13 protein-coding genes and 1 other RNA gene are annotated in these 17,157 nt (G+C 71.8%); 6 read left to right on the top strand and 8 right to left on the bottom strand.

All coding sequences use genetic code 11. The features are described 5' to 3' along the window. Positions 1–6 precede the first annotated feature (6 nt). Positions 7–1,539: an MFS transporter gene (locus FFG40_RS13490; protein WP_138803645.1), complete on the bottom strand. Its 1,533-nt coding sequence runs from the start codon at positions 1,537–1,539 to the stop codon at positions 7–9. A 525-nt stretch (positions 1,540–2,064) separates the two neighbouring features. Between FFG40_RS13490 and FFG40_RS13495 the strand changes: the two genes are divergently transcribed. The 6 genes from FFG40_RS13495 to FFG40_RS13520 all read left to right on the top strand — a co-directional run bounded on the left by FFG40_RS13495 (position 2,065) and on the right by FFG40_RS13520 (position 11,367). After that, positions 2,065–4,764, top strand: a complete 2,700-nt coding sequence (locus tag FFG40_RS13495) for a LuxR family transcriptional regulator (protein ID WP_138803646.1) — start codon at positions 2,065–2,067, stop codon at positions 4,762–4,764. Between the two features lie 421 nt (positions 4,765–5,185). Continuing rightward, positions 5,186–7,000: a glutamine--fructose-6-phosphate transaminase (isomerizing) gene (gene glmS, locus FFG40_RS13500; protein WP_027465844.1), complete on the top strand. Its 1,815-nt coding sequence runs from the start codon at positions 5,186–5,188 to the stop codon at positions 6,998–7,000. Between the two features lie 163 nt (positions 7,001–7,163). Beyond that, positions 7,164–7,877, top strand: coding sequence for a M50 family metallopeptidase (locus tag FFG40_RS13505; protein ID WP_185974188.1), 714 nt, complete (start codon positions 7,164–7,166; stop codon positions 7,875–7,877). Positions 7,878–7,965: 88 nt separating this feature from the next. Continuing rightward, positions 7,966–9,351: an O-acetylhomoserine aminocarboxypropyltransferase/cysteine synthase family protein gene (locus FFG40_RS13510; RefSeq protein ID WP_138803648.1), complete on the top strand. Its 1,386-nt coding sequence runs from the start codon at positions 7,966–7,968 to the stop codon at positions 9,349–9,351. Further along, positions 9,352–10,656, top strand: coding sequence for an LLM class flavin-dependent oxidoreductase (locus FFG40_RS13515; protein WP_138803649.1), 1,305 nt, complete (start codon positions 9,352–9,354; stop codon positions 10,654–10,656). A gap of 147 nt (positions 10,657–10,803) precedes the next feature. Further along, positions 10,804–11,367: a heme-binding protein gene (locus tag FFG40_RS13520; RefSeq protein WP_138803650.1), complete on the top strand. Its 564-nt coding sequence runs from the start codon at positions 10,804–10,806 to the stop codon at positions 11,365–11,367. A gap of 81 nt (positions 11,368–11,448) precedes the next feature. On the opposite strand, the gene FFG40_RS13525 is transcribed toward FFG40_RS13520, so the two are convergent. The 7 genes from FFG40_RS13525 to ftsE all read right to left on the bottom strand — a co-directional run bounded on the left by FFG40_RS13525 (position 11,449) and on the right by ftsE (position 17,113). Further along, on the bottom strand, positions 11,449–12,105 hold the full coding sequence (locus tag FFG40_RS13525; RefSeq protein ID WP_138803651.1) for a response regulator transcription factor: 657 nt from the start codon (positions 12,103–12,105) through the stop codon (positions 11,449–11,451). After that, the gene (locus FFG40_RS13530; protein WP_138803652.1) at positions 12,102–13,295 is read right to left on the bottom strand and encodes a sensor histidine kinase; all 1,194 of its coding nucleotides are present in this window, start codon (positions 13,293–13,295) and stop codon (positions 12,102–12,104) included. Before FFG40_RS13530 ends, FFG40_RS13525 begins: the two co-directional genes overlap by 4 nt. Positions 13,296–13,343: 48 nt before the next feature. Beyond that, positions 13,344–14,204, bottom strand: a complete 861-nt coding sequence (locus FFG40_RS13535) for a hypothetical protein (protein ID WP_138803653.1) — start codon at positions 14,202–14,204, stop codon at positions 13,344–13,346. A gap of 162 nt (positions 14,205–14,366) precedes the next feature. Continuing rightward, positions 14,367–14,743, bottom strand: a transfer-messenger RNA (tmRNA) gene (gene ssrA / locus FFG40_RS13540). Between the two features lie 95 nt (positions 14,744–14,838). After that, entirely contained in the window at positions 14,839–15,315 is a 477-nt protein-coding gene (gene smpB / locus FFG40_RS13545) for an SsrA-binding protein SmpB (protein WP_027465851.1), read from the bottom strand. 131 nt (positions 15,316–15,446) lie between these two features. Next, positions 15,447–16,361: a permease-like cell division protein FtsX gene (ftsX, locus tag FFG40_RS13550; protein ID WP_027465852.1), complete on the bottom strand. Its 915-nt coding sequence runs from the start codon at positions 16,359–16,361 to the stop codon at positions 15,447–15,449. After that, on the bottom strand, positions 16,358–17,113 hold the full coding sequence (gene ftsE, locus FFG40_RS13555) for a cell division ATP-binding protein FtsE (RefSeq protein WP_017888215.1): 756 nt from the start codon (positions 17,111–17,113) through the stop codon (positions 16,358–16,360). The genes ftsX and ftsE overlap by 4 nt, the downstream gene beginning before the upstream one ends. Between the last annotated feature and the right edge of the window lie 44 nt (positions 17,114–17,157).

The raw sequence follows: 17,157 nt of genomic DNA on the forward strand, positions 1-17,157 counted from the left end.
GCCCGGTCAGCCCCGCTCGGCGGACCCCGCAGCCGAGCCACGGTGCTCGGACTCCTCATCGGACCGCCGCGCCGCCCGCCGACGCGCCACCAGGTCCACGCCGGCCAGCACGAGCGCCAGCGCCATCAGCGACACCGTGAACGTCGTGCCGCTGCGGAACGCGTCGTGGTACGCGTCGAGACGCCCGCCCGACCCGCCGGATCCCGACCCCGCCGCCTCGCTCCGCACGATCCCGTAGAAGATGCTGGTCGCGACCGCGGTGCCGATCGCCGTGCCGACGCGCTGCCCGAGCTGCTGCATCGACCCCGCCACCCCGGACTGCTCGACGGGGATCTCGGCCAGGGTCAGGGTCTGGTTCGGCGACACCACGAACCCGCCACCGAGTCCGCCCACCAGGAACGCGCCGGCCATCGCCCAGGGCGTGACCTCCGGCGGGGTGGCGACGGCGGCGACCATGAGCAGCAGGAAGCCGACGACGACCATCCCGAGCCCGGCGACCACCAGCGCCCGCCCGACCCGGTCCACGATCCGTCCGCCGATGTAGGAGCCCACGGCACTCGTCGCGGCGAAGGGGATGCTCACCATGCCGGCGAACAACGGCGACAACCCGAGGCCCTCCTGCAGGTACAGCGTGACCATGAGGAACGACGCCGGCAGCGCCGCGAAGTAGACGGCCACGATCGACAACCCGTTGCGGTACGACGACAGCCGGAACAGCTCGAAGTGCACCACGGGCGATTTGCCCTGCCGCTTGAACCGCTGCTCCCAGAGCACGAACAGCACGAGGAACACCGCGAAGCCGACGAGCCAGAACCAGCGGGTCGCGGAACCACCACCGCCGCTGGTCAGCACGAACGGCAGCATCAGGGTGATGATCGCGGCACCGAGCAGCACGATGCCGACGACGTCCAGTTCGCGGTCCTGCGCCTTCCCCTGGGCGCCCTTCGGCAGCAGGCGGACGGCGAAGAGCAGCGCGGCGATCCCGAGGGGCACGTTCATCCAGAACAGCAGCCGCCAGCCGGACTCCTCGCCGCCGATCGCGATGAGGCCACCGCCGATGGTCGGCCCGAGGGCGGTGGAGATGCCGATCATCGCCCCGAAGAGCCCGAACGCGCGACCCCGCTCCGGTCCGCGGAACAGCTGCTGCACCAGTCCGATGACCTGGGGCATCTGGATCCCGGCGGCGAAGCCCTGCAGGATCCGGGTGACGATGAGGACCTGGATGTTCGGGGCGACGGCGCACAGCAGGCTCGATCCGGTGAACGCGCTGAGCCCCACGATGAACATGACGCGCCGGCTCTTCAGGTCGCCGAGCCGACCCGCGGGCACGAGGGCGAGGCCGAACGCCAGCGCGTACCCCGCCACGATGAGCTGGAGCGACGAGCTGGTGGCTCCGAGGGACTGCTCGATCGAGGGCAGCCCGACGTTCACCTTGGACAGGTCGAGGATCGTCAGGGCCGCGACCGCCACGCAGACGGCGAAGGCCCGCCAGCGGGTGCGGTCATCGAGGCGGGCGTCGGTCGGTTCGGCGTTGGACATCCCGTCCGTGCTACACCTGCGACGACGAACGGGGTCCGGACAGACCTGTACCCCGGTTCCGTCCGGCGGGCCCGGATCGGGGTGCAGAGGGCGGGTGCCACACCCCCCTCGTGGCCCCCCGTACTGGGGGCACCGTTCTGGACATCTACTCACCGGAGTCCGCTCGGCGGGCCGGTACCTGAGTTATCGTGCTCCAGACGGCAGGTCACGTGATGCTCTCGGATTCCCTAGATCCGGACGGCGGAACAGACCGGTCGTGTTCGTCCGAAGACCCTAACCCGAGGGGTGATACAGACGATGACATCATCGTTCCCGAGCGGAACCGAGTGCACCCACACTCGTCGACCGCATCCAATCCACGACAGTTCCGGCGCGCGCTCAGTCGCCGCCGCTCGTCCGCACTCCGCCACGGTCACCCGCCGTGCAGCAGTCCGGTCCGCCTCCGTGCGCCCCGTCGCAGCGGCCCCCGTGTTCGCCGACGCCCTCCTCGCAGCATCCGCCTCCGGACCCGGAGGCCGGTGAGTCATGGCACTCACCGGTCGACGTCTCGAGGTCGACCGGATCGCGACCCTCGCAGTGCTCCCACGGGAGTCCGCGATGGTCGTGGTCGGCGACCCTGGTTCCGGACGCAGCAGCGTCCTCGACGCGGTCTCGAACCGCGTTTCCCTCCCCGTCGTCCGGGTCGGTGTCAACGGGAGTGAATCCCGCTGGCCACTGGCCGGGGTGACCTCCCTGTTCACCGCGCTCGACGACCCCCGAGCGACCGCACACATCGCCCACCTGCTGCAGGCCGGCGGGACCGCAGCGGCCGTGACGGCCGGACTGGCGGCGGCGCACGACTTCCTCGACGCCGTGCACGCACTGACCCTCCCGCCGACGCTCGTCCTCATCGACGACCTCGACCGGATGGACACGGAGAGCCAGGAACTCATCGCGTTCCTCGCCGGACGACTCGCGGGCACCGCCCTGCGCGTCGTGGCGACGGTCCGCTCGGTGCCGTCGGACGGTCCGCTCGCGGCCCTGCCGATCCTGCGCATCGAACCGCTGCCGTCTGACGAGGCCCTGGTCCTCGCCAGGGCCATGGCACCGGCCGAGGCGAACGACGGCGTCCTCGCCGTCCTCGCCGAGGAGACCGGTGGCAACCCCGGCGCGCTCCGCGAACAGCTCGCGGTGCTCACCCGGGAGCAGCTCACCGGCGCGGAGCCGATCGTGCTCCCGCTCCGACCCACTCCGACGACCGAGGCCATCGCGGCGCTCGCACTCGGGCCCGCCGCGGGACGCGATCTGGACGTCCTCGCGAAGCTCGCCCTGGTACCCGTCGCGAAGACCACGGCGTGGGACCGCGACGAGCTGGACGACCTGGTCGGGGCCGGTCTCGCGACCGTCCGCGGGCAGAGCGTCACCGTCCGGCACCCGCTGGTCCGTTCCGCGCTCTACTGGCGGATGCCCGCCCGTGACCGTCGTGCGGCACACGCCGAGCTGGCCACGGCGAGCGCGGAGACCGACCCGCGGTCGGCCGCGTGGCACCGGAGCTTCGTCGACGACGTCCCCGACGTGGTCGCACTGCTCCAGGCCGCACGGTCGTACGTCGTGGACGGCAACGTGCACGCCGCGATCGCGCTGACCGAGCGTGCCCTGCACATCGGTGGCGGGACCGAGGACGAGCACGTCGCGCTCCTCGGGGTCGCGGAGGCCATGCTCGGCAAGCGCCTGCTCGGCTTCGCTGCGCGGTACCTCGCGGCGCTCCGTCCGTTCCGGACGACGCCGAACGAGGTCCGCCGGCTCCGGCTGCAGTACTCGGCCGAGTACCTCAGCGGTGACGCCGTGCACGCGGACGAGCTGCTCGTCCCCGTCGACGCGACCGAACCGTCGGAGGTGGACGCCGTCGCCGGGCTGATGGCCATGGTGGCGTGCTTCCGTGCCGAGGCGTGGGAGCTCGACCAGGCCAAGGACCTGCTGCACCGGATCGAACCGCTCGAGGGGTCGGCGTCCGCGCACACCCTCGAGATCGCGACGACCGCGCGGGAGCTCATCGCCGCCGTGGACGGCGTGCTGCCGCCCGACACCGAGCTGCACGACGGGCTCGCGACCTCGGAGCTCGTGGCGATGTCGGACCCGGCCCTGCTGCTCCTCGCCCACGCGCTGAGCATCGGCGAGCGCTACCGGAGCGCGCGACGGGTGTTCGCACTCGTGCTCGCCCGGGGGCAGGAAACCGCGGCGGTGTGGACCGAGGCGGCCCGCTACCTGACGTCCGAGAACGAGGTGCGCTCCGGCAACTTCCGGCAGGCGCTCCGCGCGATCGACGTGTGGGAGTCCGGTTCGTCCGTCGCCGAGCGGTTGCGTGAGCCCTCCCGAGCGATCGCCGTCGCGTGGCGGCACTTCGCCGAGGGCCGTTCCGCCGAGGCGCTCGACGTCGTGGACCGGTGCCTCGAGCACCGATCGACGAGTCGGCTCTGGGGTGCGACGGCGAAGCTGCACGCGCTCCGCGGCAAGGTCCTGCTGCTCGACGGCCGCCTCGACGAGGCAGCCACCGCGCTCGAGGCCGCCGACGCCATCGGTCGGTCGCTCCGGAACCCCGCGGTGCTCCGACACCTCGGCGACCTGGTCGAGGCGTACGTGCGTCTCGGACGGACCGACGACGCGCGGACGATCACGGCCCGCCTGGCGGCGGACCACCATGCCCGCCCCGGGCGCTGGGGTGCCCTCGTGCTGGCGCGGAGCCTCGCGCTCGTCGCCGACGACACCACCCGCGAGACGGCTCGTCGCCGTGCGCTGGAGCTGTTCCAGCCGCACGACTCGCAGTACGAGCGGGCTCGCACGTTCGCGGCGCTGGCCGCGGTCGGCAACCCGGCGGAGCGTCCGCGCCTCGGTGCGGCGGCCGCAGCGGCGTACGAGGCGGCCGGCCTGCGTCGACCGCTGGTGACGCCTGCGCCGGCTGCGGCGATGCCGCAGTTCGGCACGGGCTCGTCGTCGATCCGGTCCGGACCCGTGCTCTCGCCGGCGTTCCCAGGGACGCCGCGCAGCGCCCCCGACGCGTCGGCGGTGCTCACGTCACTGACCGCCGAGGAGCGTGCGGTGGTGCAGAAGGTCACCGAGGGGTACCGCAACCGCGAGATCGCCTCGTCGCTGTTCATGTCGCAGCGCACGGTGGAGCTGCGGCTCACGCAGATCTACCGCAAGGTCGGCGCGCGGTCGCGATCGCACCTGGTCGCGCTCCTCACGTAGGAGACGCACCACAGGACGGACGGGAGGCCCGGTACCAGCTGGTACCGGGCCTCCCGTCCGTCGTCCCTCGCTTGGTGCGACGGCGGTTGCGGGAGTCCGCACGCGACCGCAGCGCGGTGTGCCCCCGCACGCGGGGAACCGCAAGAGCGTCCGACGGGTGTTGCCGTGTGGTCGGCGGCGGGTGAGGCTTCTCCTGCACCGACCGCCGTGCCCCTCCCCCGGGGGCCAGCCCGCGGTACCCCGTCCGGTACCCGAACCCCTCGGCCCAACGACACCGACGTCCGTCCTCGCCTGATCCGAGGACGGGCGTCGGTTCCCGGGCCGGGAGGCCCCGGACGCGCGGCAGACCCGACGGCGGTCGGTGCCGCACCAGTCCCACCTCCCCGTTCCACCCACCCTCGTTCCCCCGAAGGGACAGCCGATGTGCGGCATCATCGCGGCCCGCGTGTCTGACGACGCGACCCCCTACCTGCTCGACGGACTCGAACGACTCGAGTACCGCGGGTACGACTCCGCCGGCATCGCCGTCCGGACGGCCGTCGGCCGCACCGAGACGATCCGCTCGGTCTCCCGCGTCGGCGACCTGCGCACGCTCGTCGCTGCACGCTCCGGTGACGCGCTCACCGGCGTCGGCATCGGCCACACCCGCTGGGCCACGCACGGTGCCGTGCGCGAGGCGAATGCGCACCCGCACGCCGACTGCACCGGCCGGATCTCGATCGTGCACAACGGCATCGTCGAGAACGCGGACCGGCTGCGCCAGACGCTCGAGGCGCAGGGCCACCGCTTCCGGTCCGACGTCGACTCCGAGGTCATCGCGCACCTGGTCGAGCGGGCGCTGGCGGTCGACCCGGACCTGATGCTCGCGGTGCAGATCGCGACGGCGCAGCTCGAGGGCTCGTGGGCGATCGTGGTCCTGGACGCCCGGGACGGCCGCATGGTCGTGGCGGCGGACCGGTCGCCGCTCGTCGTCGCCCGCTCCGGCCGCGGCGACTTCGTGGCGAGCGACATCGGCGCGATCGCCGAGTGGTGCGAGACGTTCGTGGCGCTGCGCGACGGCGACGTCGTCGAGCTCGGTGAGGCCTGGACCTGGTCGTCCGACGGCATCACGGTTCCCGTGCCGTTCCCGACGCCGTCCCCGTTCGCCGCCGCCGCGCTCGACCTCGGCGACCACACCGACCACATGGCGAAGGAGATCGGCGAGCAGGCCGACGTCGTCGCGACGATCCTGGACCGGGTGACCCGCCGCACCGCCGACGGCAGCATGTGGGTGGGCCTCGGCCTGGCCGGCTTCCACCGGCTGGCGATCGTCGCCTGCGGCACGTCGCTGAACGCGGGCCAGGTGATCGCGACCGCCCTGCGCGGGATCGGTGGTGTGCCGACCGACATCGTCGTCGCGAGCGAGGCCGACCAGGCCGTGCTCGGTCCGGGCACCCTGGTCGTCGCGATCAGCCAGTCCGGTGAGACGGCCGACGTGCTCCGCGCCCTGGACCGGTTCGAGGACCGCCACCCGGTGCTCGCGCTGACCAACAACATGCACTCCTCGCTCGCCCGACGGGCCGACGCCGTGCTGGACTGCCACGCCGGCCCGGAGATCGGGGTCGCGGCCACGAAGACGTTCACGGCGCAGGTCGTCGTCGGCGTCGCGGCGATGATCTCGGCGATGGTGGCCTCCGGCCGCATCGAACCGTCGCGCGCCCAGGTGCTCGTCGACGAGCTGCTCGACCTGCCCGCACGGATCGAACACGCCGCGCGGGTGTCCGCCGAGCGGATGCCGCTGCTGGTGTCGAGCGTCAAGGAGGCGACGGGCTTCCTGTTCCTCGGCCGCGGCGCCGGACTGCCGTACGCCGCCGAGGGCGCCCTGAAGCTCAAGGAGCTCAGCTACCGCTGGGCCGAGGCGTACCCCGCCGGCGAACTCAAGCACGGGCCGCTCGCGCTGGTGGACGACGGCACCCCGGTGGTCGTCATCGACCACGGTGAGCCGAAGATCCAGTCGGCGATCGCCGAGGTCCGGGCCCGCGGTGGCTTCGTCATCACGATCGGCGGCGAGTCGGCGGACATCCCCGCGCTCGGCCGCCGTGGCACCGGTGACCTGGCCTGGGGTGCGATGACCGCGCCGTGGGGTCCGCTCGAGGCCGTCGTGCCGCTGCAGATGCTCGCGCGGGAACTGGCCCTGCAGCTCGGGTGCGACGTCGACAAACCCCGGAACCTCGCGAAGTCGGTGACGGTCGAATAGCCGGGCGCCGACGCGTGAACCGCCTGACGGTGTTCCTCGCCGTCCTCACCGCCCTGGCGATCACCGGCACCGTGGTCCTGGTCACGGTGGTGCTGACGACGCCGGTGCTCCCCTGACGCCGGTCCCGCAGGGTCTTCCTGGGCGGGGCTGCGATGCTGGTCACTTGACCACCGCAGCCCCGCCCCTCGTCTTCGTCGCGCTCCTCGTCGGCGCCGTCCTGCCGTTCGTGCCGTTCGTCGGCCGGGTGGCCCGCATCGCCGCGACCATCGCGCACGAGGTCGGGCACGCGATCGTCGTCGTGCCGTTCGGCGGGCGGATCCAGCGGATCGAGCTGCACCCGGACGGGTCCGGCGAGGCCTGGGTCCAGCTCGGCCGGGTGCCCGGCGGCATCCGGTGGCTCGTCCGGATCCTGAACCTGTACGCCGGGTACAGCGCACCCCTCTGGGCGGGGGTGCTCCTGGTGACCGGGGTGCTGCACGGCTCCCGCTGGCTGCCCGTGGTGGTGCTCGCGGTCATCGGGCTCGTCGCGCTGGCGTTCGTCCGGAACTGGTTCGGCTTGCTCGTCGTGCTCGGCTTCGACGCGCTCGCCCTGTGGGTGGCCGTCCGCCCGTCCGAGACGACCGTCCTGGTGGTCGCCGGCGTCGGGGCCTTCTTCGTCGTCGACGGCCTGCGCTCGGTGGTGCAGGTCGGCCGCTGGCTGGTCACCGGCGCCCGGGTGCAGACCGACTTCCACATCGCCGCGGCCGAGATGCGGGTGCCGGCGTCCCTGTGGTTCGTGCTGTTCGTCGCCGTGAACGCCGTCGCGGTGTGGCTGGCGCGCGAGCCGCTGCTCCAGGTCTGGGACACCGTCGTCGCCGGGGTCCGCGCGCTCGTCTGAGGCTGCGCTCGCGTAACCGGGGGCCGCAATCGCCTGTCCGCGGCGAGGGGCTGCGAGGCTACCGCCAGACGACCCCCGGAGGTGTCCCATGGCGACCGACGACCACGGCTTCGCGACCGAGCAGGTACACGGCGGCTTCGTGCCCGATGCCGGGCACGGCGCCCGGGTCCCCGCGATCCACATGTCCTCCGGGTTCCTGTTCGACGACTTCGACCAGGCCCGCGACCGCTTCGCCGACACCGACGACGGCTACACCTACACGCGCCTCGGCAACCCCACGAACGCCGACGTCGAGCGTCGCGTGGCGCTGCTCGAACGCGGTGTCCAGGCGATCCTGGTCGGCAGCGGTCAGGCCGCGGCGACCGTGGCGTTCCTCGGGCTGCTGCAGGCCGGCGACCACGTCGTCAGCGCCCGGAGCATCTACGAGGGCACGCGCGGCCTGCTGCTGCAGAACCTCGGCCGGCTCGGCATCGAGGTCGACTTCGTCACCGACGCCCGCGACCTCGACGCCTGGGCCGCCGCGGTCCGCCCGAACACGAAGGCGTTCTTCGCCGAGACGATCCCGAACCCGAAGAACGACGTCCTCGACATCACCGGCGTCGCCGAGACCGCACACCGCGCCGGCGTCCCGCTGATCGTCGACAACACCCTCGCCACGCCGTACCTGGTGCGCCCGGTCGAGCACGGCGCGGACATCGTCGTGCACTCGGCGTCGAAGTTCCTGTCCGGCCACGGAGCCGGACTCGGCGGCGTGGTCGTGGACGGCGGCCGGTTCGACTGGACCGCCGCCCCCGAGCGCTGGACCCACCTGACCAGCCCCGAACGGTCCCTCGGCGGCGAGAGCTACGTCGAGCGGTACGGCAACCGGGCATTCGCCGTGTTCGCCCGCGACGTCGTGGCCGCACGCATCGGCCCGGCGCCGTCCCCGTTCAACGCGTTCCTGCTCCGCCAGGGCATCGAGACGCTGTCGCTGCGGGTGGAACGCCACTGCGCGAACGCGCTGGCCGTCGCATCCTGGCTGGACCAGCAGCCGGAGGTGACGAGCGTCGACCACGCGGGCCTGGCCTCCAGTCCGTTCCACGACCTCGCCCAGCGCTACCTGCCCCGCGGAGCCGGGTCCGTCTTCGCCTTCACGCTCGCCGGTGGCGAAGCCGCCGCGCGGGCGTTCATCGACGCCGTGCAGCTGTTCAGCCGGATGACCCACCTGGGCGACGTCCGCTCGCTGATCCTGCACCCGGCGACCACCACGCACGCCGGCCGCACGCCGGAAGAGCGAGCCGAGCAGGGCATCAGCGACGGCCTGGTCCGCCTGTCGGTCGGCATCGAGGACGTCGCGGACCTGCTCCGCGACCTGGAACGCGGGTTCGCCGCGGTGCGGTCCGCAGACGCCGCCGCTGGCCTGGAGGCACGTGGAGCGTCGGACGCGCAGCGCACGGCAGCCGGTTGGCCGGCCCTCGACCGGCAGGAGCGCTGAATGGCCGAGCTGCAGCACTTCGGGTACTTCTTCTCGCGCGGCTTCGGCCCGCAGGCCTGGGGACGGTCCGACTGGGACTGGGGCCACGACTGGACGAAGCCGGACCTGTACCAGCAGTCCGTCCGGACGCTCGAGCAGGCCGGCATGGACCTGGTCATCGCCGAGGACGCCGTCTCGCTCGGCTCCCCCGCGACCCTCGACCTGCGCATCCGGCAGGCGTACGGCGGCCCGAAGCACGACCCGCTGCTGCTCGCCCCGTACCTGTTCGCCGCCACCTCGCACATCGGCATCGCGCCGACGGTCAACGCCGGGATCACCCCGCCGTACTTGGCGGCACGGCAGTTCGCGACCCTGGCGCACCTGTCCTCGGACCGGCTGGGCATCAACGTCGTCACCGACGTCGGCAGCGCGCGCCACGCCGGCCTGCCGCCGCTGCCGCACGACCAGGCGTACGACCGCGCCGAGGAGTGGATCACCCTGCTCCGCCGGCTCTGGCACTCGTGGGGCGACGCGTACGTCGGCGCTCCGGATTCGTGGCACTTCGCGGACGGCGACGCGCTCGACGCGTTCCACCACGAGGGCGCCCACTTCACCGCCGACGGTCCGCTCAACGCCCTGCCGCTGGCCTCGGACCCGGTGGTCGTGTCCCCTGGTGGCTCGGGCCGGGGGCTCGCGTTCGCCGGCACCCACTCGGACGTGCAGCTCGCGCTCGCGCCGCTGTCCGCCGCCGCGGTGACGGACTACCGTGCCCGGGTGATCGCGGCAGCCGAGGCCGCCGGGCGGTCCACCGCGGACCTGCGGATCCTGTTCGTGCTCAAGCCCGTCATCGTGTCCTCGCCGGAGGAGGCCGACCGCATCGTCGCGGCGTCCGAGCACCCCACCGACGACGCGCTGCGTGCCGCGGCGATCGCGTGGTCGAGCGACTCCGAGACCGACCTGCTCGCGCTCGACCTGGACGCCCCGGTGCCCGACGGGACCTTCGGTGACCACGTCTCGGCCGGCACGATCCGCGGGCTGCTCGGGGACACCCCGGACGCACCGCTCCGGGAGCTACTCACCCGCAAGGCGCGGCAGGGGCGGATCACGTCACGCTCGGGGTTCGTGGGGACCGCCGACGAGTTCGCGGACTTCATCGAGGAGCTCGGCAGCGACGCCGACAACGACGGGATCATCTTCTCCGGTGACCTGCACCCGGCGCAGATCCACCGGATGTTCGGCGACCTGGTACCCGTGCTCCGGCGCCGTGGGCTGCTGCGACGGGAGTACGGCGCCGGCGGGATCCGAGCGAACCTGTTCGACTTCTAGCGGGAGCGGCTGCGTCTGCGTCGCTGTCCGGCGGCACGGGCGCCCCGTCGACCGTTCGGTCCGGATCCGCGGTCCGGACGGTCGATGTGTGGCACCGCCCGTCGGCGTGAGGCTGGACCCACCACACCGAACGGAAGGTCCTTCCCCATGCGTCTCCCCCGCACCCTCGTCGCCACTGCCGCCGCAGCCCTCGCCGTCACCGGCATCACGGCCGGCGCCGCCGTCACCTCGTCGAACAGCGCCACCGCCGACGTCCGCACCACCACGGACGCCCGCACCGTCGCCGTCACCGGCGATGCCGTCGTCGAGTCCAAGCGGCTGAGCTCCGCCGACGCCATGCGGGCGGCCTCGGCCGCCCTCGCCGCCGCAGAGGCGGACGGCGCCGGCTTCGTCAGCGTCTCGGTCGTCGACCGCAACGGCCAGCTGCAGGCCTTCGTCCGCGGCGAGAACGCCGCTTCCCACACGATCAGCGCCTCGCGGCAGAAGGCGTACACCGCCGCGGCCTTCGGGTCGCCGACGTCCGAACTCGCGAAGCGCGCCACGGGCGACAACGCCGGGCTGAAGGACCTGCCCGGCACGCTGTTCCTCGCCGGGGCCGTGCCGGTCAAGGCGGGCGAGGCCTCCATCGGCGGCATCGGTGTCGGCGGCACCCCGTCGGGTGCCACGGACCAGGAGTACGCGCAGGCCGGGCTCGACGCGATCACGAAGTGACCCGGCGACGTCGGGGCGTGCTCCGACGACGCTGAGTCCGTCACGGCGACGGCGGGACGACCATCGGTCGCCCCGCCGTCGTCACGTCGTCGGGCCGTCCGGCGACCGCGCGGGGTGCGCCAGGCCGTCGAGGGCGATGATGCCCCGTCGGGTCGCCTCGGCCACCGCCCCGGCTCGGCCGTCGACACCGAGCTTCGCGAACACCCGCACCAGGTGCGTCTTCACCGTCGACTCGCTCATGAAGAGCCGCCCCGCGATCAGCCGGTTCGTCGAGCCGTCGGCGAGCAGTTCGAGCACGTCGAGCTCACGAGGGGTCAGGGTCTCGTCCGGTCGGCGACCACGGTCAAGCATGCGTTCCGCCACGGCCCGCGTGTACACGGCGGTCCCGGTGGCCGCGGCCCGGACCGCGGCGGCCAGTTCCTCGGCGGTCGCGTCCTTGAGCAGGTACCCCGTCGCCCCGGCATCGAGCGCCCGCATGATCGACACGTCGGTCGCCGTGGCCGTGAACACGAGCACGCGAGTGGTCCGCACCAGTCCGGGGATCAGGTCGACGCCGTTCCGCGTCCCCAGGCCCAGGTCGAGCACGACGACGTCCGGAGCTGCATCGGCGACCAGGGCGCTCACGGCTTCCGGGTCGCCGGTCGAGGCGACGACCTCGATGTCGGGGAAGGTCCCGAGGATTGCAGCGACACCGGACCGGAGCACCGGGTGGTCGTCGACGAGCAGGACGCGGGTCATGGTTCCTCCAACGGGACGGTCGCCCGCAGCACCGTACCGTCCGGGCCGGAGCGGATGTCGAGCGTGCCCCCGACGGCCTCGAGTCGCCGGCGCATCATCGTCAGGCCGTGTCCCCCGGTCGGCCCGGGCGTGACCGGCAGGCTCGGGTCGAAGCCACGGCCGTCGTCGCGGACGACGACTGCGACCGAGTCGTCCCGGTTCCGGAACTCCAGCGAGATCGACGCAGCGCCGGCGTGCCGTTCGGCGTTGCCGAGCGCCCCCTGCGCGCTCCGCAGCAGGGCCATTGCACGTATCGGCGTCACCGTCTGCGGCTCCCCGACCACCGACCAGCGGGCGCCCACGCGCTCGGCGGCCGTGGAGAGGGCGGCCGTCAACGAGTCCGTCGGCCCGTCCGCCGCGCCGTTCGCTGACTCGCCGACGTCCGGGTGATCTGCTCCGAGGCCGTCGACCAGCGCGCGGGTGTCCACCACCGCGCTGCGCAGTGCACGACGTGCCTGCTGCGCGAGGGCGTCGTCCCCGGACCGTTCCGCCGCTTCGGTCAGGAACAGTGCGCCCGCCACCGACTGCACCACCGTGTCGTGCAGCTCAGCGGCGACGTGCTGGCGTGCTTCGAGTGCGCCGGCCCGCCGCTCGGAGGCCACGAGTCGCGCGCGGGTGGCGACGAGCTGCCGGACGGTTCGCGACCGCTCGTGCAGTGCCACCCGCGACACCACGATCGCGGCGAGGAACACCGAGCCGGACAGCAGACACCCCACGAGCAGCCCGGGGTCGTCGCTCCCGGTCAGCCGAGGCACCGAGACCGCTGCGACGACGATCGCCGCAGCGCTGGCGAGCGTGGCCGGCACGACCCGCGCGGTCGTCTGCAGCAGGACCACGAGCGGGACGACGCTCCACGCGGCGCTCGGGGCGACCACGACGAGCACGACCGCGAGCAGCGTCAGCCCGAGGGGCACCGCGACGGGGACGGGCCGGCCCAGGAGCACGACGGCATTGGCCGAGCCCGCTGCGATCAGGGCGACCCCGAGGGTCACCGCGACGACCTGGAGCGGCTCACCGGCGTGGTACTGGTGGTACCGCAGCGTCCCGACGGCGGTGACGAGCGCCAGGGCTGCGGCGGCGAGGGTGCTCGCCCGGCGGCTGAGGAGCCGGCCCAGCCCGTGCCAGGACGACGAGGGTGGGACCGGGGGCACCGCACCAGGGTACGGACCCCCGGTCGGAGATCGGCTGTGCCGCTCCTGCTACTTCTTGGACTTCTTCTTGCCGTCGTCCTTCTTGGACTTCTTCTTGTCGTCGTCCTTCTTGGACTTCTTCTTGTCGTCGTTCTTCTTGGACTTCTTCTTCTTGTCGTCGTTCTTCTTGGACTTCTTCTTGTCGTCGTCCTTCTTGGACTTCGCCTTGCTCGCACCCGTCGGCAGCGGCAGGACGGCCGACACGGCCTCCGGCTCCGCCTGCGAGGCGTCGGCGTCGGCGTCGCCGGGCGCACCGGTCTCCGGCGACTCCACCCCGTCGATCGGCTCGACGACCACGGCCGATCCGGTGTCCAGCTCGACGTCGACCGCGTGCTCCTCGAGCACCGGTGCCAGGGCGTCGGCGACCCGCTCGACCGTCAGCACCGCGTCCGCCTCGGCGAGCCGGAGCAGGGCCGGCGCGGTCCGCACCCGGGTGGTCGCCTTGCGCGCGAGGACGTCGGACCGTGCCCCCTCGAGGAACGTGCGCAGGGCACGTTCCACGGCGGAGCGTCCGCGCGGTGCGGCGCGGTCGAGTCGATCGAGTTCCCCGGCGACCCCGGAGACGTCGTCGGCGACGTGCTCGTGGCGGACCGACTCGATGAGCGCGGCGATGGCGGCGGCGGCACGTTCGACCCCGGCGGAGCGCTGGTCGAGCACGACGAGCATCTCGACCACCGAGCCGTAGGTGACGGTCTCGAGGCGGACCGGCTCCGCGCCGCGGCCGCGAACGACCAGGCGGGTGTCGGGGTTCGGCAGCCATGCGGCGAGGGCGGCGACCGTGGCGACGGAGCCCACGATCCGCTCGTACTCGCTGAGCACCACTCGTTCCTGCTCCCGCAGACGGACACGGATCGCGATCTCCTGCACCACGTGCTGACCTCTCGTTCGGGTTCGACGCGAGCGTGTTCTGCGCGCCTGCTCCGGAGCGTAGTCCTCGGACGTGGCGGAACAGCGAACGCCCCGGCACTGTCCAGGGGACGGTGCCGGGGCGTTCAGGTGGCGCAGCGTGACAGCGGTTCGTCGTTCGGCGAATGGTGGAGATGGGGGGAATCGAACCCCCGTCCATCGCTGCAATTCGACGTCTTCTACGGGCGTATCCGGATAGTTCGTTCTGCTCGGCCCCGTCCTTTGCTACCGGCTTCTAGGACGACGGGCCCAGTCTCAGTGCAAGTCCCGCACGGCCCTGAGGCGCAACCGTGCAGCAAGTCCTCTGGATGACGCCGGGATCAGGTTAGAAGACGGTCACCTGGCCGACGGACTTCATGTGCTGGGCTGCTTACGCAGCGAGAGCGAAGTCAGTGCGCTTGGAATTGGCACTTGTTGTTTTCCACGGATCGTTTACGAGATAACCGTGGGTCCTCGGCCCGCTTCCCGTCGGCACACAGGCAATGTCGAAACCGATCATCCCCATGCGGGCCGGACGTGCGAGCCGCTGTCACGCTGTTGAGTTGCCAATGCCCCTGTCGGAGCAGTCCCTCAGTCTAGCCGAGGAGATGCGTCGGCGCTACTCGCCGACGCGGTTCCGGGTGCGCATGGCCCGCTCGGCCTCACGCTTGTCGGTCTTCTCGCGCAGCGCCTGGCGCTTGTCGAACTCGCGCTTGCCCTTCGCGACGGCGATCTCGATCTTGGCCCGACCGTCGTGGAAGTAGATCTGCAGCGGCACGAGGGTGTACCCGCCCTGGGCCGTCTTGTGGGAGATCTTCACGATCTGCTGCTTGTGCAGGAGCAGCTTGCGCTTCCGTCGGGGCGAGTGGTTGTTCCACGTGCCCTCGGTGTACTCCGGGATGTGCACGGCGTCGATCCACGCTTCGCCACCGTCGATGTAGGCGTACCCGTCGACCAGGGACGCCCGACCCATCCGCAGGGACTTCACCTCGGTGCCGGACAGGACCATGCCCGCTTCGTACGTGTCCTCGATGAGGTAGTCGTGCCGGGCGCGACGGTTCGTTGCGACGATCTTCTCCCCGCGTTCCTTCGCCATGACGACTCCTCTCGATGGTGACCGGTGCAGTGCGCTGCGTGGGTGGTTCCGCGCAGCCCTACAGACTACTCAACACGAAGCGGGCGGCGCACCTTCCCGGCGCGCCGCCCGCTCGCGGATGCGGTGCTGCGTCAGACCTTCAGGTACCGGCGGATGGCGATCGACGCCGACGCCGCGGCGAGGAGCACCCCGATCACGATCACCGCGGGGACCACGATGGCCGCGTCGCCCATGCCGATGAACGCCGTGCCGGTGAAGCGCTCCGCCAGGAAGTTCCGGACGAAGAACCAGACCACGGCGGTGATCGCGCCACCGGCCAGGACGGCTCCGATGGCGGCGGCGATCACCCCCTCGAGCACGAACGGTGTCTGGATGAACCGGTTCGACGCACCGACGAGCCGCATGATGCCGAGCTCTCGCCGTCGGCTGAACGCCGACAGGCGGATCGTCGTCGCGATGAGCAGCACCGCCGCCACGAGCATGAGGGCCGCGATGCCGATCGCCGTGTACGACGAGGCGTTGAGCAGGTTGAAGATCGGCTGCAGGTACCCGCGTTGGTCGACGACGCTCTGCACGCCGGCGACCTTCGACAGGCTCTCGACCAGGACGTCGGCCTGCGAGGGGTTCTTCAGGTTCACCCAGAAGGTCTCGTTCAGGTACTCCGGCTTGACGAACTCCGTCGCGGCCGAGTCCTTGAACTGCTCCTTGAACCGGGTGAAGGCCTGGTCCTGGTTCTCGTAGTAGGTCTTCTCGATGTACGGCTTGAGCGTCGACGAGTCGAGCTGCGCCTGGACCTGCTCGCGCTGGTCCGCGGTGGCCTTCGCGCCGGTGCAGTTGCCCGTGGTGTCGGTGTCGGTGCACAGGTAGACGGCGACCTGCGCCCGGTCGTACCAGTACCCCTTCATCTGGTTGATCTGCATCTGGAGCAGGATCGCCGTACCGACGAAGGTCAGGGAGATGAAGGTCACGAGGACGACGGAGACGACCATCGACGCATTGCGCCGCAGGCCCGAGCCGACCTCGGACATGACGAGCCCGAGCCTCATCGGATGAGCCCCGGGATCGTCTGGATGCCGGTGGTGTTGGACACGGTGCCTCGCTGGATCGGGACGGCCTGGGTCTGGTAGCCGCCGGACTGCTCGTCGCGCAGGACGGTGCCGTTCGAGAGCTCGATGACCCGCCGCTGCATCTGGTTCACGATGCTGGCGTCGTGCGTCGCCATCAGCACGGTGGTGCCTCCCTGGTTGATGCGTTCGAGGAGCGCCATGATGCCAGCTGACGTGGTGGGGTCCAGGTTTCCGGTGGGCTCGTCGGCCAGCAGGATCGCCGGCTTGTTCACGACGGCGCGGGCGATGGCCACACGCTGCTGCTCACCACCGGAGAGTTCGTGCGGCATGCGGGTGGCCTTGCCGGCGAGGCCGACGAGCTTCAGCACGTCGGTCACGGCCTCACTGATGAAGCCCTTGCTCTTGCCGATGACCTGCAGCGAGAACGCGACGTTGTCGAACACGTTCTTGTTGGGCAGCAGACGGAAGTCCTGGAAGACCACGCCGAGGTTGCGGCGGAAGTACGGGACCTTCCGCGATGCCAGGGACCCGAGGCGCTGCCCGAGCACGTGGATCTGCCCGCTGGTGGGCTTCTCCTCCTTGAGCACGAGGCGCAGGAAGCTGGACTTGCCGGAACCGGACGCGCCCACGAGGAACACGAACTCGCCCTTGAGGATCTCGAGGGTGAGGTTGTCGAGCGCCGGACTCGGGTTGCCCGAGTAGACCTTGGTGACCTGGTCGAATTTGATCATGACCGGATCAGGGTAGGTCGCCGCGCTTGGAAAGCAAGCGAGGC

This window comes from Curtobacterium sp. KBS0715 (assembly GCF_005938005.2).
Taxonomy (GTDB): Bacteria; Actinomycetota; Actinomycetes; order Actinomycetales; family Microbacteriaceae; genus Curtobacterium; species Curtobacterium flaccumfaciens.